This is a genomic window from Pseudomonas sp. 14P_8.1_Bac3, from assembly GCF_025466085.1.
Lineage (GTDB): Bacteria > Pseudomonadota > Gammaproteobacteria > Pseudomonadales > Pseudomonadaceae > Aquipseudomonas.
In genome coordinates this window covers 122984-142740 of the sequence record NZ_JANLOD010000078.1, presented here as the reverse complement: position 1 = coordinate 142740, position 19757 = coordinate 122984, and the positions used below count along the sequence as shown (strand labels likewise).

At 60.7% G+C, this 19757-nt stretch carries 18 protein-coding genes; 8 read left to right on the top strand and 10 right to left on the bottom strand.

Annotation, left to right across the window (positions count from 1 at the left end; translation table 11 throughout):
• On the bottom strand, window positions 1-891 hold the full coding sequence (locus NTD84_RS29230; RefSeq protein ID WP_262172529.1) for an esterase/lipase family protein: 891 nt from the start codon (window positions 889-891) through the stop codon (window positions 1-3).
• Window positions 892-1137: 246 nt separating this feature from the next.
• On the opposite strand from NTD84_RS29230, the gene NTD84_RS29225 reads away from it, so the two are divergent.
• Window positions 1138-1668 carry a bacterioferritin gene (locus NTD84_RS29225; RefSeq protein WP_262172528.1) on the top strand — a complete coding sequence of 177 codons (531 nt, stop codon included), beginning with the start codon at window positions 1138-1140 and terminating at the stop codon, window positions 1666-1668.
• 91 nt (window positions 1669-1759) lie between these two features.
• On the opposite strand, the gene NTD84_RS29220 is transcribed toward NTD84_RS29225, so the two are convergent.
• On the bottom strand, window positions 1760-3835 hold the full coding sequence (locus NTD84_RS29220; RefSeq protein ID WP_262172527.1) for an AsmA family protein: 2076 nt from the start codon (window positions 3833-3835) through the stop codon (window positions 1760-1762).
• 385 nt (window positions 3836-4220) lie between these two features.
• Between NTD84_RS29220 and NTD84_RS29215 the strand changes: the two genes are divergently transcribed.
• The 7 genes from NTD84_RS29215 (at window position 4221) to NTD84_RS29185 (ending at window position 9525) form a co-directional block, all read left to right on the top strand.
• A complete protein-coding gene (locus NTD84_RS29215; protein ID WP_262172525.1) occupies window positions 4221-4691 on the top strand; it encodes a hypothetical protein in 471 nt (156 codons plus the stop codon).
• Window positions 4692-4859: 168 nt separating this feature from the next.
• Window positions 4860-5492 (top strand): TetR family transcriptional regulator, encoded by a 633-nt coding sequence (locus NTD84_RS29210; RefSeq protein ID WP_262172659.1) that lies wholly within the window; start codon window positions 4860-4862, stop codon window positions 5490-5492.
• A 300-nt stretch (window positions 5493-5792) separates the two neighbouring features.
• Window positions 5793-6293, top strand: coding sequence for an urease accessory protein UreE (gene ureE, locus NTD84_RS29205; protein ID WP_262172524.1), 501 nt, complete (start codon window positions 5793-5795; stop codon window positions 6291-6293).
• Window positions 6290-6964 (top strand): urease accessory protein UreF, encoded by a 675-nt coding sequence (locus tag NTD84_RS29200; RefSeq protein ID WP_262172522.1) that lies wholly within the window; start codon window positions 6290-6292, stop codon window positions 6962-6964. Before ureE ends, NTD84_RS29200 begins: the two co-directional genes overlap by 4 nt.
• A gap of 24 nt (window positions 6965-6988) precedes the next feature.
• Window positions 6989-7600 carry an urease accessory protein UreG gene (gene ureG / locus NTD84_RS29195; RefSeq protein ID WP_262172520.1) on the top strand — a complete coding sequence of 204 codons (612 nt, stop codon included), beginning with the start codon at window positions 6989-6991 and terminating at the stop codon, window positions 7598-7600.
• Window positions 7601-7634: 34 nt separating this feature from the next.
• Entirely contained in the window at window positions 7635-8207 is a 573-nt protein-coding gene (locus NTD84_RS29190) for a HupE/UreJ family protein (RefSeq protein ID WP_262172518.1), read from the top strand.
• Window positions 8208-8397: 190 nt separating this feature from the next.
• Window positions 8398-9525 (top strand): AGE family epimerase/isomerase, encoded by a 1128-nt coding sequence (locus tag NTD84_RS29185; RefSeq protein WP_262172517.1) that lies wholly within the window; start codon window positions 8398-8400, stop codon window positions 9523-9525.
• An 89-nt stretch (window positions 9526-9614) separates the two neighbouring features.
• Here the strand turns inward: NTD84_RS29185 and NTD84_RS29180 are convergent, their stop codons facing one another.
• The 8 genes from NTD84_RS29180 to NTD84_RS29145 all read right to left on the bottom strand — a co-directional run bounded on the left by NTD84_RS29180 (window position 9615) and on the right by NTD84_RS29145 (window position 19589).
• Complete coding sequence (locus NTD84_RS29180; protein WP_262172516.1) at window positions 9615-10376, bottom strand: SDR family oxidoreductase; 762 nt, start codon at window positions 10374-10376, stop codon at window positions 9615-9617.
• A gap of 837 nt (window positions 10377-11213) precedes the next feature.
• The gene (locus tag NTD84_RS29175; protein WP_262172515.1) at window positions 11214-11930 is read right to left on the bottom strand and encodes an ABC transporter ATP-binding protein; all 717 of its coding nucleotides are present in this window, start codon (window positions 11928-11930) and stop codon (window positions 11214-11216) included.
• Window positions 11927-12802 (bottom strand): ATP-binding cassette domain-containing protein, encoded by an 876-nt coding sequence (locus NTD84_RS29170; protein WP_262172514.1) that lies wholly within the window; start codon window positions 12800-12802, stop codon window positions 11927-11929. The genes NTD84_RS29175 and NTD84_RS29170 overlap by 4 nt, the downstream gene beginning before the upstream one ends.
• On the bottom strand, window positions 12799-14082 hold the full coding sequence (livM, locus tag NTD84_RS29165) for a high-affinity branched-chain amino acid ABC transporter permease LivM (protein WP_262172513.1): 1284 nt from the start codon (window positions 14080-14082) through the stop codon (window positions 12799-12801). Before livM ends, NTD84_RS29170 begins: the two co-directional genes overlap by 4 nt.
• Before the next feature lie 3 nt (window positions 14083-14085).
• Window positions 14086-15000 (bottom strand): ABC transporter permease subunit, encoded by a 915-nt coding sequence (locus NTD84_RS29160; RefSeq protein WP_262172512.1) that lies wholly within the window; start codon window positions 14998-15000, stop codon window positions 14086-14088.
• Window positions 15001-15170: 170 nt separating this feature from the next.
• On the bottom strand, window positions 15171-16304 hold the full coding sequence (locus tag NTD84_RS29155; RefSeq protein WP_262172511.1) for an ABC transporter substrate-binding protein: 1134 nt from the start codon (window positions 16302-16304) through the stop codon (window positions 15171-15173).
• 363 nt (window positions 16305-16667) lie between these two features.
• A complete protein-coding gene (locus tag NTD84_RS29150) occupies window positions 16668-17951 on the bottom strand; it encodes an NAD(P)/FAD-dependent oxidoreductase (RefSeq protein ID WP_262172510.1) in 1284 nt (427 codons plus the stop codon).
• Between the two features lie 147 nt (window positions 17952-18098).
• The gene (locus NTD84_RS29145; protein WP_262172509.1) at window positions 18099-19589 is read right to left on the bottom strand and encodes an aldehyde dehydrogenase family protein; all 1491 of its coding nucleotides are present in this window, start codon (window positions 19587-19589) and stop codon (window positions 18099-18101) included.
• Window positions 19590-19757 lie beyond the last annotated feature (168 nt).

Below are 19757 nucleotides of genomic sequence, written 5' to 3'. Positions count from 1 at the left end.
CTAAACCCCCGCCGCCTTCAACCGCGCCGCATGCTCGACAAACAACCGGATCGGCTCCGCGCCCTTCCCCACCAACCCCAGCGACTGATTGACGATGTCGAAATGATCCAGCGGATACTCATCGCCAATCACCGTCCCCAGATGCGAGCTGTAGCGCCCGACCATCCCGTCGCAATGCCCGGATTCGCGCACGAAAGTCCGGGCAAACAACCGGCAACTGCGGTTGGTCCCGTCAAACAGGTTGCGCCCGCGATCGGTCTTGCCCGGCTGCAAGGTCCCGGACCACGAGTAATAGCGCACGCCATTGACCTCCTCCGGTCCATGCCCGCCCCAGGTCTCTGGCAAGCCCTGTGGATAGCGTTGATTGAATAGCGCCACCCCAGCGGTCGTCAGGGACTCATGGGAAGCGTGGATGTCCACCGGCAATTTCGGCCCGCGGTAACCGGTTTCGAGCAGGCTCATGAGGGCGCCGATCATCCGCAGTAAAAACGCGAGCAGCCGGCCTTTGGCGCTGTCCGCCGGGTAATGCGTGTGCAGATAATCCGCCAGCTCCGAGCCATGATTCGGCCCGGCCACCGACGTGACCGACGCCACGCGGTCCGGGCGTTTCGCCGCCGCGTAACGAGCCGTCAGCGAGCCCTGGCTGTGACCGATCAGGTTGACCTTCTGCGCCCCGGTTTCTCGCAGAATCTCGTCGATCCGCGCCAACAACTGCTCGCCGCGTACTTCGGTCGAATGCAGCGGCGACACCTGCACCGGGATCACCGTCGCACCACCCCGGCGCAACGCCGCCACGATTCCGTACCAGTACGGATAGAGCACCAGACGGATAAACCCGAGCATTCCCGGGACCAGCACCAACGGATAACGCGTGGCGGAACCTTGCGACATGGGCGGACATCCTTGTGATCGGTGAGGTGACGCCAGGCTGGATGCAAGACATCAGCCAAGCATCGGCATCAAAAATGACAACTCGACGACTCGTCTAGGAAATTCCCGGTAGTGTCAGTGCACGCCGTCGGCGATTGCCATTGGCAAATTGCATCAAACTTTTCCCGCTTCCCGTGACTCCCACCTAAGTAGCGATCGCTTCCGTAGAAAGTGACGCAAAACCGGATTAGCCTCCAGGAGAACGAGATGAGTGACATGCATTTGTCTGATGTAACAACCCTTCGCGCCCGTGCCCGCCAGAACGTCGAAAATGGCGCAGTAACCGAAAGCTACAGCGCCGATATTGACGAAGTGCTGCGTCTGCTCAACGAATCGTTGGCCACTGAACTGGTCTGCGTGTTGCGCTATAAACGTCACTACTTCATGGCCAACGGCCTGAAAGCCCACGTCGCGGCGGACGAATTCCTCGAACACGCCAAACAGGAAGGCGAACACGCCGACCGCCTGGCCGAGCGCATCGTGCAACTGGGCGGCGAGCCGGAATTCAATCCGGACCTGCTGTCGAAGAACTCCCATGCGCAATACGTGGCCGGTAATTCGCTTAAAGAAATGGTCTACGAAGACCTGGTCGCCGAGCGAATCGCCATCGACAGCTACCGCGAGATCATTCAGTACATCGGCGAAAAAGACCCGACCACCCGGCGCATCTTCGAAGACATCCTGGCTCAGGAAGAAGAGCACGCGGATGATATGGCCGACATTCTGAAAGACCTGTAATACCTGACCGAGCGCTTTCGCGAGCAGGCTCGCCCCCACAGTTTCGATTCAATCCTTGTGGGAGCGAGCCTGCTCGCGATTGGGCGCCCCGTTATTTTGTGGGCTTGACGGTCACCGGCGCCTTCCCCGCCTTCATCTGCTGCAACAGCGGTGCACACTGGTTCGGCTCACCGCCACTCGGCGCCACCAACGCCAGCAACCCCGCCGCCGGCGCCGCGATCACGCCCAACGCCACCATGCCTGCGCCGCGCAACATCAGCGGCACGGCCTTCACGCCGGCATCGGGCTTGATGAACTTGCCCCGCACGTATAGGGGCGAGCGCAGCGAGATCAAACGCCAGCCTTTGGATTCCGGGGTGACCGTAAGGTCCAGTTGCTCGGTCGCCATGTTCGCCGTGCCATCGATGTAGATGATGGCGTTCTCGGTATCGAAGACAAACAACCGGGTGGCCGCCAGACCGGTCTTGATGTCGAAGTCGGCCGCGGCGCAGTTGATCTTCACTTCCTTGTCGCCAAAGATCTTGCCGACCACGTAGTTGCCCACATTGAGGCCGGCCAGTTCCATCAGCTCGCGACTGATCGCACCGTCATTGATCAGCATTTTCAGGTTGCCGTTGGCCGTGCCCAGCAGGGTCGCCACCGAATTGCCGCGACCGCTGATGTCGGCGTCGCCATTGAGTTCGCCGAAACTGGTCTTCATCGGTTCGAACGTCGGGAACAGCTGCTTGAGCTTGAACCCGCGCGCGGTGAGTTTGGCATTGCCTTCCAGCGGTTCGGTTCGCCCGTTCAGGCGAATCTGCGCATCCAGCTTGCCGCCAGCCACGCCAAAGCGCAGCGGCTCAAGGCTCAGTGAGCCATCGGTCAGCACCACATGCGTGTAGAGATCGGTGAACGGCAGTTTTTCGCTGTGGACAATGCGCTTGCCGGTGAATTCGACGTCCGCGTCCATGTCACGCCAGCGCTCGGTCTTGAACTCTTCGACCGGCAACACCTTGTCCGTCGGCTGCTTGCTTTCGCCGCCCCGAGCCTTTTGCTTGGCGTTGGAGTCAGCGCCAATCAGCGGCGCGAGGTCGGCGAACAGCAGTTGGTTGGAGACCAGCTCGCCACTGAGTTTCGGCCGCGGCTGGCTGGCGACGTAGGCCAGGCTGCCATGTATGTCGCTGTCGCCGATCTTGCCGTTGAACGCTTCATAGCGGAACACCGCACCGCCGGCTTCATGCAGCTTGGCGATCAAGTGGCCGTCGGTGGCGTAGGGTGGAGTGTCCGGCAGGGTCACGCCAGTCAGCGGGTAAAGATTGCCGAGGCTGCTGCCGGCCAGTTTCAGGCGCAGGTCCAGTGCGCCGAGGTTGAGCGGATCGGTGAGCGTGCCGGCCAGTTCGACGCTGGTGTCGGCAATCCTGGCCTGGGCCTGCAACGGGAACGGTCGAGTGGCATCCTGCAAGGCCAACAGGCCGCCGATCTTGCCGTCTCCGGCGAGTTTCTGGCCGTGGTACTGGCCTTTGACCTTCAGCGCGAACGCGTAGTCCTGCGGTGCGGCGCCCTTTTCCTGCGCGGCCTTCGCCGCTTTGTCGCCGACGATGTCGGTGAAGGGGATCGGTTTGCCCAACGGGTCGATGATCAGGTCGAGCTGGGTTTTCAGGGTCTGGTCGTCAAGGGTGACGTGGCCCTTGTCGAAACCTATGGCACCGATGTCCACGACCCAGTTCGAAGGCTCCGCATTCGGGTCTTTCGGATCGAACTTGAACGTCCAGTTCGCCCGGCCATCGGCCAGGCGCTGGAGGTCGGCATTCGGCTCGGTCAGGTCAATACGCGGGATCGTCACCCGTTGCGCCAGCAAAGCCAGCGGCGAAATACGCAGTTCGACGCGTTTGAGCGTGACCATCTGCGGCTGCTTCGACCAATCCGGGTTACCGAGGCTCAGGTCCTCCGCCACCACATGCGGCCATGGCACCCACGAGCGCCAGCCGCCCTCATCGAGCTCGCGGCGCCAGACCACCGCGAGGTTGCCATTGATGGCAAACGGTCGGTGCAGCTCTGCGGATACTTTTTCATTGATGGTCGGTTTGATCCGGTTCCAATCGAAGAACACGATGATCAGAACCAGAATCGCCAGCAGGACAACCAGACTGGCGAAGGTCCAGGCAAAAATTTTCGGGGTGCGCGTCATTGCACAGGGCTCCTGAATACGACTGAGCGCCCTGACTGCGACGCACGTGTGAAACGTTAGGCCAAACGGCCTGCCATGAAAACTACGACTGAAAAACCGCGCGCAGGTTTAACCGAAATACCGCTTAACGTTCAAATAATCGGTCGGGGACACCCTGCTCTCGCATTCGACGTTACCGACCCCGCACTTTTGCGCGGCGCGAGTGAGTCGAAAATACCCACTTCAGTGCGAAAACGTCCGCCGGAAAGGCCCGGTCTAGAGCCTTCGCATCGAACAATCAATTCCGTTGATTATTACCATTGCGTTTATGAACTTTTATATCGACTTATCGAGAGTAGCATTGACCTCGTACCCACTTTATCGCCCTCCTACGGAGCACCCAATCATGAAACGCCAATTAATGCTTAGCCTTACCCTCTCCATGCTGGCCAGCACCGCTTTCGCTCTGCCAGCTGCAGACCAGGCCACCCCGCAAGTCAAATCGAACCACTCGGTGTTCAGCCAAACCGTGGCTGCTGATGGTTCGGATCGCACGCCACAAGGCCAGACACTGGCCGAAGGCGGTAACGATCGCCTGAAAGAGAAAGGCCTGATCACCCAGGACGGTTCTGATCGCACGCCACAAGGTCAAACCCTGGCTGCGGACGGTTCCGATCGCACCCCACAAGGTCAAACCCTGGCCTCCGACGGTTCCGATCGCACTCCACAAGGCCAAACCCTGGCCTCCGACGGTTCCGATCGCACTCCACAAGGCCAAACCCTGGCCTCCGACGGTTCCGATCGCACTCCACAAGGCCAAACCCTGGCTGAAGGTGGTGGTGACCGCGTCATCGAACGCAACAGCGCTCTGAGCTAAGCCCATGGCCGCCCTGAAAAAAAGCCCAATCCCCGGATTGGGCTTTTGATTTTCCAGAAGCCATAGAAGTCCCCCCTCCCGCTGCTCCCTCCCTCAATAGTCGTTCGACGCCGGCAAAGCCGATTTGCTAGAGTGCGCCGCTGTCCTGTCCAGAAAAACACCCTTGCGATGCTGCCCCGCGCCGAACAGAAACAACAAACCCGCAATGCCTTGATGGACGCTGCTCGCCATTTGATGGAATGCGGCCGAGGATTCGGCAGCCTGAGTCTGCGCGAAGTGGCGAAGACCGCCGGGATCGTTCCCACCGGTTTCTACCGGCATTTCGCCGACATGGATGAACTGGGCCTGGTGCTGGTCAGTGAAGTCGGCCAGACCTTCCGCGAAACCATCCGCCTGGTGCGCCACAACGAATTCGTGATGGGCGGCATCATCGACGCCTCGGTGCGGATTTTTCTTGATGTGGTGTCGGCCAAGCGCTCGCAATTCCTCTTTCTCGCCCGCGAACAGTACGGCGGATCGCTGCCGGTGCGCCTGGCCATTGGCCGCTTGCGCGAAGACATCAGCTCGGACCTGGCGTCCGACTTGTCGCTGATGCCAAAACTGCAACACCTCGACATCGACGGCCTGAACGTCATGGCCGACCTGATCGTCAAAAGCGTGTTCGCCACCCTGCCCGACATCATCGACCCGCCCGCCGAAGCGCTGCCTGAGCATCTGACCCCGCAGGCGAAGATTACCCAGCAGCTGCGATTCATCTTTATCGGCCTCAAGCACTGGCAAGGCCTGGGCAGCACCGAATAACCCCGCTTATATAAACACCCCCGATCCCCTGTAGGAGCCAGCTTGCTGGCGATGGCGTCCTGCCATTCGATAAAGATTCCACTGCCCGACCGCTATCACCAGCAAACCAGCCCTATAGAAGCGCAACCAATCTGGAGCACGCTCAGCGCCGTCATTTGGTGCGCACGTCTACTCCGCGCACCAAATTGCCGCAACAACTCGAAACACCAGCCTCATTCCGACAGGCATTTCCTACACTTCGCCGCGATTGGCAAGCCCCTTGCTCTAACCTCAGCAACGTCCACTGCTGGAAGCTTTCCGATGCTGGTGATTCATCGAAGAATCGACCCTCAACCCGCCTGGGCCGCCGAGTTGCACCTGACCTTCGAAGCCCGGAGCAAAAGCCGTTTGCGCTGTTTCAGTGCCGAGGGCGAAGACGTTGGGTTGTTTTTGGAGCGCGGCCAACCGCCGTTGTATGACGGCGAATGCCTGGAGGCGGAAGACGGTCGCATCGTCCGCATTTGCGCCCGGCCCGAACAGTTGTTGCACGTCACCTGCGCCAACGCCTTCGAACTGACCCGCGCGGCCTATCACCTCGGCAATCGCCACGTTGCCTTGCAAGTCGGTGACGGCTGGCTGCGCCTGCTCGACGATTACGTGCTCAAGGCGATGCTCGAACAACTCGGTGCTCGCACCGAAAATATCGAAGCGCCTTTCCAGCCTGAGCACGGTGCCTATGGCGGTGGTCATCACCATTCGCGGCACGGCGACGAAGACTTCAATTACCCGCCGAAACTCCACCAGTTCGGCGTACGCCTGTGAATCCGGCCTGGGCGCTGTTGCGCCTGGCCAGCCCGCAGCTGCCGATTGGCGGCTACAGCTATTCCCAAGGCCTGGAAATGGCGGTGGATAGCGGCCGGGTCAATGATGCCAGCAGCGCGCGACGCTGGATCAGCGACCAACTGCTGCTGAACCTGGCGCGCTTCGAAGCGCCGCTGCTGCTCGCCCATTGCGTGGCCGCCGCTGAAGAAGACTGGGCCGGGTTGCTGCAACGCTGTGAAGAGCATCGCGCCAGTCGGGAAACCCGTGAGCTGCATCAGGAGAGCCGGCAGATGGGTTACTCCTTGCAGCAATTGCTCAACGGCTTGCCGGAACTGGATGCTTCGGCCCGAGCGTTTCTCGACCAGCGCCCCGAACCGCACCTCGCCCTCGGCTGGGCACTGGCGGCGCGCGCCTGGCACATCAGCCCGCAAGACGCCTTGGCCGCCTGGCTGTGGAGCTGGCTGGAAAACCAGCTCGCGGTCTTGATGAAAACCCTGCCGCTGGGCCAGCAAGCCGCGCAACGCCTGACCAGCGAACTGGTGCCGCTGCTGCAACAAGCGCAGCAGGACGCCACTCGAATCAACCCCGAACACACGGGCAGCGCCGCGTTCGGCCTGTCCCTGGCGTGCATGGCGCATGAGCGCCAGTACAGCCGTCTGTTCCGTTCCTAGGGCCTGTTTATTTTGGAGAATCACATGACACAACCTCTGCGCGTCGGCATTGGCGGCCCGGTCGGTTCCGGTAAAACGGCCCTGACGCTGGCCTTGTGCCTGGCGCTGCGCGATCGCTACAACCTGGCGGTCGTCACCAACGACATCTATACCCGCGAGGACGCCGACTTCCTGGTGCGCAACCAGGCCCTCGCGCCGGAGCGGATCATCGGCGTGGAAACCGGCGGCTGCCCGCACACGGCGATCCGCGAGGACGCTTCGATCAACCTCGAAGCCGTGGACCAGTTGAACCGGCGCTTTCCGGGGCTGGACCTGATCCTGGTGGAGTCCGGTGGCGACAACCTCTCGGCAACCTTCAGCCCGGAGCTGTCGGACCTGACGATCTACGTGATCGACGTTTCCGCCGGCGACAAGCTGCCGCGCAAGGGCGGCCCGGGGATCTGCAAATCCGACCTGCTGGTGATCAACAAGATTGACCTCGCGCCGCTGGTGGGCGCGTCGCTGGAGATGATGGACAGCGACACCCAGCGCATGCGCAACGGCAAGCCGTTTGTGTTCAGCAACCAGAAAACCGGGCTGGGGCTGGAAGCGATCATCGCCTTCATCGAACGCCAGGGCCTGCTGACCGCGGCCTGATCACGCTCACACTTATCAACAAGGAAGCTTTTCCATGACACTCAAACGCATTCTCGGCGCCCTGGCCCTGCTGCTGACCCCGGCCATCGCCTTTGCCCACCCCGGTCACGGCGACAACGGCTTGATCGCCGGCATCAGCCACCCGATCGGCGGCCTCGACCACTTGCTGGCGATGCTGGCGGTCGGGCTGTGGGCGGCGCAACAGAAAGGCGCGGCGCGCTGGGCGCTGCCGTTCACGTTTGTCGGCACCATGCTGGTCGGCGGGTTGTTGGGTTTTGAAGGACTGAACCTGCCGGCGCTGGAAAGCGGGATCGCGGCGTCGGTGCTGGCGTTGGGCCTGGCGGTGGCACTGGCGGTGCGTCCGCCATTGACTCTGGCGGTGGCGGCAACCGCGCTGTTTGCGCTGTTCCATGGCGTTGCGCATGGCCTGGAATTGCCGGACATGTCCAGCCCGTGGTCTTATGCCGCCGGGTTCGTGGCGGCGACGGCGGTGTTGCATGCAGCGGGTTATGCGCTGGTGCGGGTGTTGCCGCAAGCTGCCGCGCCATTGGTGCGATTGGCGGGGGCGGCTTCGGCGGCGACCGGGGTCTGGTTGTTGGCGGGTTGATCTTCAGCGTCCGGGCCGCACTCATCGCGGGCAAGCCCGCTCCCACAGGGATTTGTGTCGCTCACAAGTCCGGATTCAACACTGGACACTGTGGGAGCGGGCTTGCCCGCGATGGCGGCCTGACAGACAACACACGCCTCAGGCCTGCTAACATGTCGCGCATTCAACCCTGCCGTGACGACGCCAGCCAATGCCGCCTGTTTCCCGCTCCGCCTCCCAGCCTGAACTGACCGCTCTGTTTGCCACGGTGCAAGCGCATTTCCAGGACGTGATCGTGCCGCTCTGGCAGGGCCCCGGCTGGAATGCCGAACTGGCGCTGCCCTACGAGGCGCTGGACGCCGAACACCAGCCGTTGCCACCGCAACGCTACCGGGCCATGGCCTGCGCACGACAGCTGTATCTGTTTTCCAGCCTGATCGGAGAAACACCGGCCGCCGAAGACCGCGCTGCCGCGCTGTTCGATTCGCTGCAAAAACATTTCCATGACGCCCGGCACGGTGGCTGGTTCTACAGCATCGATGCACAAGGCGCGCCGCTGGATCAGCGCAAGGACCTCTACACCCACGCCTTCATCCTGTTCGCCTGCGCCCATTACTGGGACAAGGTCCGCGAGCCGCGGGTGGCGTCGGTACTCGACGATGTGTTGAAAACGATTTCGCAGCGTTTCGCCACGGGCGACGGCCTGTATGAAGCCTGCCTCGAACGTGACTGGTCGTCGCTGGACAGCGGGCCCCTGCAGAATCCGCTGATGCACCTGGCCGAAGCCTTCCTCGCCACGCTGGCGGCCCGTGAAGACATCACCGTGCAGCACACGCTCGTCGAGTTATGCACAGCCATGCAGCAACGCTTCGTCGATCCGCAACACGGCGTGTTGATGGAAAAACCGTTGGGTGCTGTGGATAACTGGTTTGAGCCGGGGCATCAATTCGAGTGGTATTTCCTGCTGGAATCCTCGCCCCTGTTGCGCGGCTCGGCGTTGCACGCATCGCTGGACCGCGCCTTTGCGTTGACCGAACGCTTGGGCGTCGACCCGCAGACGGGCGCCGTGAAGGCGATGCTCGACCTGGATGGCCGCTCTCGCGACGCAACGCAGCGGATCTGGGCTCAGGCAGAATACTTGCGCGCATTGACCTTGCGCCCGGACAGCGAAGCCTCGGTGTTGCGACAGTTGCAGGCGCTGCAGCAGCGTTCGCTGCATGCGGGTGGCTGGTATGAATGTCGCGATGAGGACGGTGAGGTCAGCCGCCGGGATATGCCGTCGACCACGCCGTATCATTTGGCGACCTGCTATCGCGGGCTGGTCGAATACCTTCGTTGACTGACCCATCGCCATCGCTGGCAAGCCGACTCCTACAAGGCCGCTGAACCTGTAGGAGCCAGCTTGCTGGCGATAGCCGTTACGCGGTCTTACGCCTTGCGCTCGATCGCAAACCCACTCCACGACTGGCTCACTGGCATCAGCTCCAGGCTGTTGATGTTGATGTGCGCCGGCGCATTCAGCACCCAGAAAATCGTGTCGGCGATGTCTTGCGGCTGGATCGGCTCGGCACCGGCGTAAGTCTTGTTGTAACGCTCCTGGTCACCGCCGAAACGCACCAGCGAAAACTCGCTTTCGCACAGGCCCGGCTCGATGTTGCTGACCCGCACGCCCGTGCCTTGCAGGTCGCAGCGCAGGTTCAGGGAGAACTGTTTGACGAATGCCTTGGTCGCGCCATACACGTGGCTGCCCGGATACGGATAGTTGCCGGCAACGGAACCGAGGTTGACGATGCCGGCGCCACGGCCGTGGGCAATCAGGCGCGGCAACAGCAGACGCGTGGCGTACATCAGGCCTTTGACGTTGGTGTCGACCATGGTGTCCCAATCGTCGAGGTCGCACTTCGGCGCAGGGTCCACACCGAGCGCTAGGCCGGCGTTATTGATCAGCCCGCGCAGCTTGGCGAAGGATGGCGGCAGGTTGCCGACCGCCTCCTCCATGGCCTTGCGATCACGCACGTCGAGCACCAGGCCATGGACCTCGGTCTGCTTCGACAACTCGGCGCACAGGGCATTGAGGCGCTCTTCACGACGGCCTGTCAGCACCAGTTTCCAGCCAGCCTCGGCAAAACGACGGGCACAGGCTTCACCAAAACCGGACGTCGCGCCGGTAATAAACAGGGTGTTGGACATCGTGTTCTCCTTGCTTCGGCTGACGGACAGCCATTGGAATAGAAAATCTGCTGGCAGCATGCCCGCACCGGCGGTTAGCGGCAACCACGTTCCTTGCTCAAAAAACGATCAAGCCATTGAAAGCTTTGTCGCACCTGGCTTGCAGCCATGTACGCGCACGTTATCCACAGGCACGTCCACAGTTTCCGGGGGCAAGTGAAAACTCGCCAAGCCGCTGTGCACAAGGCTTTGCGGGGAGTTTACAAAGTTTTTCGCTTGACCCTGGTGTGGCCACCGTGTAGCCCAAGGCATTTTGCACGATTGACCGGTTGAACCGACGATGGCGCCAGGCCAGTCGCTGCGGCCTTCAGCCGAGTCTTTCCAGAGTTTAATCACAGACTTATCCACAGGCTGTTCGCGCTCGTTTCGACACGGTTTCCTCACTAATAAAAAGGTTGACAATACCGGCCTTTGACCTGGCAAAAACGCCTGATCAAAAAACAACCACATCTCTGCAAGCCACGATTTACAAGGCTCTCAGCCAGCTACTCCCACGTTATTCACAGCCAGTTCCACAGCAAACGGGGACAAGTCAAAACCGTGACAAAACAACTATTTGCAGCGGCTTTATGTCGCGCTTTGAGAGCTTTGAAAATTTGTTTTCCACAATTTCCCAAGAGAACCCCCTGCCCTTCGTAAGAGCCCGCTTACTGGCGATGGCGGCGGCACATTAATGTCGGTTTTTCAGGAGCACCGCTATCGCGAGCGAGCTCGCTCCTACAGGGAATTTGGGTGAATTCTGGGTGTAAAAAAGCCCCGGCGTTTGCGCGCCGGGGCTTTCTCGTTACAGCGACGAACTCAATGCCCGCCAAGATAGGCGTTACGCACTTCCTCGTTCACCAGCAGCTCCTTGCCAGTGCCAGTCAGACGAATCTCGCCGTTGACCATCACGTACGCGCGGTCCGACAACTTCAGCGCATGGTTGGCGTTCTGCTCGACCAGGAAGATAGTCATGCCGGTTTTTGCCAGTTCACGCAGGGTGGCGAAGATCTGCTTCACCACAATCGGCGCCAACCCCAGGCTCGGCTCATCGAGCAACAGCAGTTTCGGCCGGCTCATCAGCGCACGGGCGATGGCAAGCATTTGCTGTTCGCCACCCGACATGGTCATGGCCCGCTGATTGCGCCGCTCTTCAAGCCGCGGAAACAGCGTGAACATGCGTTGCATGTCTTCCTTGGCGTACTTGTCACCGATCGGAATGGTGCCCATCAACAGGTTTTCCTCGACAGTCATGTCGGGGAAAACCCGCCGCCCTTCCGGCGACTGCGCAATGCCGTTGGAGGCGATGTAGTGCGAGGACTTTTGGGTGATGTTCACCCCCTGATAGATAATCTGCCCGCCCGCTGCCCGCGGCTGACCGAAGATCGACATCAGCAGGGTCGACTTGCCGGCACCGTTGGAGCCGATCAGGCTGACGGTTTCCCCTTCGTTGATGTGCAGCGAGACTTTTTTCAGGGCCTGGATCGGCCCGTAGAACACGTCCAGATCCTTCAGTTCGAGGATGGGTTGACTCATAGCGCCACTTCCTCTTCATCCGCGCCCAGGTAAGCCGCAATCACTTTCGGATCGTTGCGTATCGCATCAGGCCCGCCCTCGGCGATGACGATGCCGTGGTCCAGCACCACGATGTGGTCGGAAATGCTCATTACCATGCCCATGTCGTGTTCGATCAGCACCACGGTCAGATCGTGCTCGTCGCGCAGCAGCCGGATCATCGCGCTGAGCGCTTCGGTTTCCTGAGGGTTGAGGCCGGCGGCCGGTTCGTCGAGGCAGATGATCTGCGGCCGGGTGCACATGGCCCGGGCGATTTCCAGACGGCGTTGCTGACCGTAGGACAGTTCACCGGCCAGACGGTTGGCGCAATCCACCAGGTCCACCACTTCCAGCCAGTAGAACGCGTGGTCCAGCGCATCGCTTTCGGCCTTGCGGTAGCCCTTGGTGTTGAGAATGCCGGCAAGCATGTTGCGGTTGACCCACATGTGTTGGGCCACCAGCAGGTTTTCCAGCACCGACATTTCCCTGAACAGGCGAATGTTCTGGAACGTCCGCGCCAGGCCCGCGCGATTTACCAGATGGGTGCCGCCGAACATCTTGTAATACAGGCGACTGAAGAAGGACTTCGGCGAAACGAAATCCGTCGGTTTGAACGACTCACCCAACAGCTGGATGACGTTGGTCCGCTCGCCGCGCACGTTGAGTTCGATCTTGCCGCCGGAGGCCTTGTAGAACCCGGTCAGGCAGTTGAACACTGTGGTTTTGCCGGCGCCGTTGGGGCCGATCAGGGCGAAGATCGAGTTACGGTGGACTTTCAGACTGACATCGCTCAACGCCTTGATGCCGCCGAAGTGCATCATCAGTTTCTCGACCGAGAGTACGACTTCGCTCATGGCGCTACTCCTTTACGCGGCGTCACACCGGTGCGGCTGATCCGAATCAGGCCGCGCGGTCGCCAGATCATCATCAACACCATCAGGATGCCGAACAGCAGCACGCGGTATTCCGCAAAGCCACGCAGCAGTTCCGGGGCCACGGTCAGCACGAAGGCTGCGATGACCACGCCGATGGTCGAACCCATGCCGCCGAGTACCACAATGGCGAGGATCAGGGCCGATTCGAAGAAGGTGAACGAGGTCGGATTGACGAACCCCTGGTACGTGGCGAAGAACACACCGGCCAAACCGGCGGTCGATGCACCAATGGTGAACGCCGAAAGCTTGACCAGGACGTGGTTCAAGCCCATGGAGCGGCAGGCGATTTCGTCTTCACGCAGGGCTTCCCAGGCGCGGCCGACCGGCATCTTGACCAGGCGATGCTTGATGTACAGCACGGCCAGGACCACCAGGAACAACACCGCGTAGATGAAGTAATACTTCACGTCCGGGTTGTAGGCGATGCCGAAGAACTCATGGAATGGAACACCGCCGTCCTTCGCCCGCTTGCCGAACTCGAGGCCGAAGAACGTCGGCAGCGGCGCTGGCATGCCGTTAGGACCACCGGTCAGGCTCAACCAGTTATTGAGGACCAGCCGGATGATTTCACCAAACCCGAGGGTCACGATCGCCAGGTAGTCACCGTGCAGGCGCAACACCGGGAAACCGAGGATGCAGCCGGCCAGCCCGGCGGTGATTGCCGCCAGTGGCAGCACCGTCCAGAAACCCAGTCCGAGGTACTGATACCCGAGCGCCAGCCCATAGGCGCCGATGGCGTAGAACGCCACGTAACCGAGGTCCAGCAGGCCAGCCAGGCCGACTACGATGTTCAGGCCAAGACCGAGCAGCACATAGATCAGCCCGAGGATGACCACGCCCAGCAGGTAGGAGTTGGAAAAGAACGGGAACACCACGGCAATGACGATCATCAGCGGGATGATCCAGCGCAGCCGGGATTTGTAGTCGGGCGGCAGGACATGCACCCCGGAGCCGGTACTTTCGAAGCCTTCAAGGATCTTCAGGCCCTTGGGCGTTTGCAGGAACAGGCTCAGGGCAAAACGGCCCGCCATGACGATGGCGACGATCCACGCCACGCGGGTGGTTTCCAGATTGAAGCCGTAGCCGTCGAGGACTACGCCGACAATCGGGCCGAACACGATCAGGGCGACCAGACCGGCAAGAATCGCGTCAACCAGGCTTCTTTTGAGATCAATGGTTTTTTTAGTGGTTGAAGACATCGCTTACACCTTCGACACAAGAGGACGGCCGAGCAGGCCTTGGGGCCGAAAGACCAGAACGAGAACGAGCAGCGAGAAGCTGAAGACGTCTTTGTAGTCCGAGTTGACCAGGCCGGAGAACAGCGACTCGGAAATCCCGAGGATGATCCCGCCGAGCATCGCGCCAGGCAGCGAACCGATCCCGCCAAGTACCGCCGCGGTGAACGCCTTGATGCCGATGACGAAGCCGGCATAGAAGTCGAACGTGCCGTAGTTCATGGTGATCAGCACGCCGGCCAGGGCCGCCATCGCTGCACCGATGATGAATACGTAGGAAATCACCCGGTCGGTGTTGATCCCCAGGATCGAGGCCATCTTGCGGTCTTGCTGGGTCGCACGGCACATGCGCCCGAGTTTGGTGTACTTGATGATGTAGGTCAGCAAGCCCATACCGACGAAGGCGGCGACCAGAATGAAGACTTTGGTGAAGGTAAGCTGGACGAAGCCGGTGCCCACTTCAACGCGCCATGCACCGGTCAGCAGGGTGGGTACGCCTTGCTGGCGGGCGCCCTGAGCGATTTGTGCATAGTTTTGCAGGATCAGCGAAATACCGATGGCGCTGATCAGCGGTGCCAGTCGGGTGGAGTTACGCAGGGGTTTGTAGGCGACACGCTCGATGACCCAGCCATAGACCGCCGTGACGACGATGGTGAAGATCAGGGTGCCAAGCATCAGCAGAGGGAAGGATTCGATACCGAAGTATGCCAGCAGAGCCAGACTGATTGCCGCGAGGTAAGCGGAAATCATGTAAACCTCGCCGTGGGCGAAGTTGATCATGCCGATGATGCCATAGACCATTGTGTAGCCGATGGCGATCAGGCCATAGACCGACCCGAGGGTCAGGCCGTTGACCAGTTGCTGCAGGAAAATACCATCCATAACGCAATCTCACGCATTTGAGAGACTGCACAGAAGCCAGATGCAACGGACCGGGGTTCAGCCACCCGCGCAACACGGTTGTGTGCAGCTCTACGAGAAAAGACAGGTACTGCACGGACATGTTCTAGGATTGCCCGGCGCGCAAGGCGCCGGGCGATCAGCAGGTCATATCACTTCTGTTTTTCCAGTTGGTGGTATTTGCCATCCTTGTCCCACTGATAAACCACGTAGTCGGAGATTTTCAGGTCGCCCTTGCTGTCCCAGGTTTTCTCGCCCATGACGGTCTTAACCGGGTTTTTCTTCAGCCACGCAGCAGCGTCTTCGCCTTTGTTCGACTTGGCGCCGTTGAAGGCTGCAGCCAGGGTCTGAACCGAGGCATAGGCGTACAAGGTGTAGCCTTCTGGCTCGGTGCCGGCCTTACGGAACGCATCTACCACGGTTTTGCTGTCAGGCAGCAGGCGCGGGTCGGCGCCGAACGTCATCAGCACGCCGTCGACGTATTGCGGGCCGCCAGCGGTGGTGACCAGTTCGTCGGTCACGATGCCGTCATCAGACATGAATTTCACGTCTTTCAGGCCTTCGGTACGCAGTTGTTTGACCAGTGGGCCAGCCTCCGGGTGCAGACCGCCGAAGTAGACGACATCGGCGCCAGCCGCACGGATCTTGGTGACCAGGGCGCTAAAGTCTTTTTCGCCACGGGTCAGGCCTTCGTAGATGACCGGGGTCACGCCACGTTTGATCAACTGCGCCTTGGTGGCATCAGCCAGACCCTGGCCGTAGGTGTCCTTGTCGTGGATGACCGCGACTTTCTTGCCTTTGAGAACGTCCACGATGTAGTCGCCGGCCACGATGCCCTGCTGGTCATCACGACCGCACATGCGGAACATGGCGCTCAGGCCGCGTTCGGTGACTTGTGGGTTGGTCGAGCCAGGCGTGATGGCGATGATGCCTGCTTCGTCGTAGATCTCGGAGGCTGGGATGGTCGACGAGGAGCAGAAGTGACCCACCACACCCGCGACTTTCTGGTTGCTCAGGTCCTTGGCGACCGTCACAGCCTGTTTCGGTTCGCAGGCGTCATCGCCCTTGACCAGTACGATTTTTTCCCCGTTCACGCCGCCCGCTGCGTTCACCGCGTCGGCTGCAGCTTGTGCACCCTTCATGTACTGCTCGCCAAATGCCGCGTTGGCGCCTGTCATCGGACCCGCCACACCGATTTTTACGTCAGCCTGTGCAAACGCAGAAACACCCAGCGCAGTTGCCACTGCGAGGGCCAAAAAGCCTTTTTTGTAAAACGTCTGGGACATGAGGTGGTGCTCCAAGGTTTTTTTTAGTTGGCACTGCGACTTCACTGAATGCTCAGAGCAAGGGCCGTGCCATCGGTTTTTTATTCTTAAAAAAGTCGCTGCTTTATTGTTATTTTGACCGTTTCGATCCCATTTTCATTGGGTGTGCAACCGTCTAAACCGCGGAAGGTAAAACCATTTATTTTCAAAGGCGCAACCCTCGTGCGCCATCATTGCAACCGCAGCGCCAAACGACGTGCAACCAGCCTGTAACAACGTGCGTCACCGAAGTGCACACCGGTGGTGCGGTACTGCTACAACCCGCACCATTACAGGCTAGTCGCTATGCCGAAAAGCGCCGCTTTCCGCAACATATTTCAACAATCAAATCACGATGCGCAAGCACTGGCCTGCGTGATACAGCGAGAACCCTGCCTCGTATAGACAACTGCGCAATCCCGCCCCTGGCACTGGCTGCATGGGCGCGAAAGGAATCGGCAGCGCCTGAGGATTTCCGTTACACAAATAGTCGGCAAAAGCCTTGCCGACCACCGTTCCCGTGGTCACACCCCGACCGTTGTATCCGGTGACTGCCACCAAACCGGGCGCCGGCTCGAACAGGCGCATCAAATGATCGGGGGTGAAGGCGATGCAACCGGTCCAGGTGCATTCCCACTCCACCGGTTTCAGGTACGGAAAATAGTGCTGCTGAACCCGGTCGGCCCAGGCCTTGAGGAACCAAGCCGGTTTCTGATTGCCATTACCAAGGCTGCCCAGCAACAAGCGGCCGTCCTTGTCGCGACGAATGCTGCTGAGCACTTGACGGGTGTCCCAGGAGCCCTGGCCGCCCGGAAGAATTCGCTGCGCAGCCTCATCGGTGAGCGGCACGGAGGCCACCTGATAGTAATAGCCAGGAAAGAAGTTGCGCCGCAGTTCGGTCCAGTCGCCTTCGGTATAGGCATTGGAGGCGATGACCACCTGCTCAGCGAGCACTGAGCCTTGCGCCGTCTGCACCGACCAGCGCTGGCCCTGACGTTCGAGCCGGGTTACCGGGGAATGGTCGAACAGCTGGCCGCCGAGGCCGATGGCCGCCTTGGCCAGGCCCGTGGTGTAGGCCATCGGGTTGATCGTGCCGGCACGCCGGTCGAGCAGGGCTGCGGCAATTTTGGTCGTGCCCGTCGCTTGCTCGCAGGCCTGGCCGGTCAGCAGTTCGACCGGTGCACCGCGACGTTTCCATTGTTCTTCACGACTGCGCAGATCCGCTTCGCCACGGGCGTTATGCGCCATGTGAAGGGTGCCTTCGCGGCGCAACTGGCAATCGATGTTGTATTTGTCCACCAGGCTGAACACCAGCGATGGCGCCGCCCCCAGCATACGGTTCAGCTGACTCCCCACCGCTTCGCCGAACCCGGCTTCGATGTCATCCGGCGCAATCCACATCCCGGCATTGACCAGCCCGACGTTGCGCCCCGAGCCGCCGTGACCGGCGCGATGGGCTTCCAGCACACAGACGGTCTTGCCTTGTTCCAGCAAATGCACCGCCGCCGACAGACCGGTAAAACCGGCGCCGATGATGCAGACATCGACCGTTACTTCGCCCTTGAGCGCCGCGTTATCGGGCCTTTGCGGCGTCAGTTTTTCCCACAGACACTCTTCGCGTAACGGCATTGCCAGACTCCAGCAGAAACCTAACCAATCCACACACATCAGTGTGGGAGCGGGCTTGCTCGCGAATGCGTCGGCACATCCAGCATCAATGTGACTGATTAACCGCCTTCGCGAGCAAGCCCGCTCCCACAGGGGACCGCATTTGACTCAGTCGAACGTGATGCCCTGCGCCAACGGCAACTCCAGCGAATAGTTCACGGTGTTGGTCTGGCGACGCATGTACCCGCGCCATGCATCGGAGCCCGATTCACGGCCACCGCCGGTTTCTTTCTCGCCACCAAACGCGCCACCGATTTCCGCGCCGCTCGGGCCGATGTTGACGTTGGCGATGCCGCAGTCGCTGCCGACATCCGACATGAACTGCTCGGCTTCACGCACGTCGGTAGTAAAGATGCACGAGGACAGGCCTTGTGGCACGGCGTTGTTCAGGCGCAGGGCGTCGGCGAAGTCGGTGTAACCGACCACATACAGAATCGGCGCGAAGGTTTCGTGGCAGACCACGTCGCTTTGCTCCGGCATTTCGACGATGGCCGGCGACACGTAGTAAGCGTTCGGGTATTTGTCCTCCAGTTGACGCTCGCCGCCGAATACACGGCCGCCTTCGCTCAAGGCTTGTTCCAGCGCGTCCTGCATGTTGTCGAAGCTGTGCTTGTCGATCAGCGGGCCGATCAGGTTGCCTTCCAGCGGGTTGCCGATGCGCACTTTGGAGTACGCGGCTTTCAGGCGGGTGACGATTTCTTCTTTGACCGATTCATGCGCAATCAGGCGACGCAGAGTGGTGCAACGCTGGCCGGCGGTGCCGACTGCGCTGAACAGGATGGCGCGAACGGCCATGTCCAGGTCGGCGCTTGGGCCAAGGATCATCGCGTTGTTGCCACCCAGTTCCAGAATGCTGCGGGCGAAACGTGCGGCAATTTTTGGCGCCACTTCGCGCCCCATGCGGGTACTGCCGGTGGCGCTGATCAGCGCGACACGCGGGTCATCGACCAGCGCCTCGCCGGCATCGCGGCCGCCGATGATCACCTGGCTCAAGTACGGAGGCGCGTCGCTGAAGTTCTTCAGCACGCGGTCGAACAGTGCCTGGCAGGCCAGAGCAGTCAGCGGGGTTTTTTCCGAGGGTTTCCAGATCACCGGGTTGCCGCAGACCAGCGCCAGCGTGGTGTTCCAGGCCCAGACCGCGACCGGGAAGTTGAACGCGCTGATCACGCCGACGATGCCCAGCGGATGCCAGGTTTCGCGCATGTGGTGGCCCGGACGCTCGGAGGCGATGGTCAAGCCGTACAACTGACGAGACAGGCCGACAGCGAAATCGCAGATGTCGATCATTTCCTGCACTTCACCCAGGCCTTCCTGAGTGATCTTGCCCGCCTCCCAGGACACCAGCTCGCCGAGGTCGGCCTTGTATTCCCGGAGGATGTCACCCAGTTGACGCACCAGTTCGCCACGGCGCGGGGCCGGGACCTTGCGCCACAGCTCGAACGCATGATCTGCGCGACTGATGTGCTGCTCGACTTCGGCAGCGCCTTCCCAGTTCACGGCGGCGATCTGGCTGCCATCGATCGGCGAATGCACCGGCACTTTGCCGTTCTGGTACAGGGCCGGGTTTACACCAAGACGATCAAGCAATGCGGCAACCATGGGTCACTCCTCGAGCAAAAAACAGAAAACGTGCAGCCGGGTTTTCGCGGCTGATCAGACCTGTAGTTTTAGCTCGCCGGAGGTTACCCAACAAACGACCTTTAAGAGAGATATCATTCCGTTTATTCATGCTGCGAATTGCTGGTCAGAAAGAAACAAGAAAAAGGA

Excerpts from the sequence above, each read along its gene's own strand:
- NTD84_RS29230 (WP_262172529.1), bottom strand. The coding sequence starts at position 891 with ATGTCGCAAGGTTCCGCCACGCGTTATCCGTTGGTGCTGGTCCCGGGA.
- NTD84_RS29225 (WP_262172528.1), top strand. The coding sequence starts at position 1,138 with ATGAGTGACATGCATTTGTCTGATGTAACAACCCTTCGCGCCCGTGCC.
- NTD84_RS29220 (WP_262172527.1), bottom strand. The coding sequence starts at position 3,835 with ATGACGCGCACCCCGAAAATTTTTGCCTGGACCTTCGCCAGTCTGGTT.
- NTD84_RS29215 (WP_262172525.1), top strand. The coding sequence starts at position 4,221 with ATGAAACGCCAATTAATGCTTAGCCTTACCCTCTCCATGCTGGCCAGC.
- NTD84_RS29210 (WP_262172659.1), top strand. The coding sequence starts at position 4,860 with ATGCTGCCCCGCGCCGAACAGAAACAACAAACCCGCAATGCCTTGATG.
- ureE (WP_262172524.1), top strand. The coding sequence starts at position 5,793 with ATGCTGGTGATTCATCGAAGAATCGACCCTCAACCCGCCTGGGCCGCC.
- ureG (WP_262172520.1), top strand. The coding sequence starts at position 6,989 with ATGACACAACCTCTGCGCGTCGGCATTGGCGGCCCGGTCGGTTCCGGT.
- NTD84_RS29190 (WP_262172518.1), top strand. The coding sequence starts at position 7,635 with ATGACACTCAAACGCATTCTCGGCGCCCTGGCCCTGCTGCTGACCCCG.
- NTD84_RS29185 (WP_262172517.1), top strand. The coding sequence starts at position 8,398 with ATGCCGCCTGTTTCCCGCTCCGCCTCCCAGCCTGAACTGACCGCTCTG.
- NTD84_RS29180 (WP_262172516.1), bottom strand. The coding sequence starts at position 10,376 with ATGTCCAACACCCTGTTTATTACCGGCGCGACGTCCGGTTTTGGTGAA.
- NTD84_RS29175 (WP_262172515.1), bottom strand. The coding sequence starts at position 11,930 with ATGAGTCAACCCATCCTCGAACTGAAGGATCTGGACGTGTTCTACGGG.
- NTD84_RS29170 (WP_262172514.1), bottom strand. The coding sequence starts at position 12,802 with ATGAGCGAAGTCGTACTCTCGGTCGAGAAACTGATGATGCACTTCGGC.
- livM (WP_262172513.1), bottom strand. The coding sequence starts at position 14,082 with ATGTCTTCAACCACTAAAAAAACCATTGATCTCAAAAGAAGCCTGGTT.
- NTD84_RS29160 (WP_262172512.1), bottom strand. The coding sequence starts at position 15,000 with ATGGATGGTATTTTCCTGCAGCAACTGGTCAACGGCCTGACCCTCGGG.
- NTD84_RS29155 (WP_262172511.1), bottom strand. The coding sequence starts at position 16,304 with ATGTCCCAGACGTTTTACAAAAAAGGCTTTTTGGCCCTCGCAGTGGCA.
- NTD84_RS29150 (WP_262172510.1), bottom strand. The coding sequence starts at position 17,951 with ATGCCGTTACGCGAAGAGTGTCTGTGGGAAAAACTGACGCCGCAAAGG.
- NTD84_RS29145 (WP_262172509.1), bottom strand. The coding sequence starts at position 19,589 with ATGGTTGCCGCATTGCTTGATCGTCTTGGTGTAAACCCGGCCCTGTAC.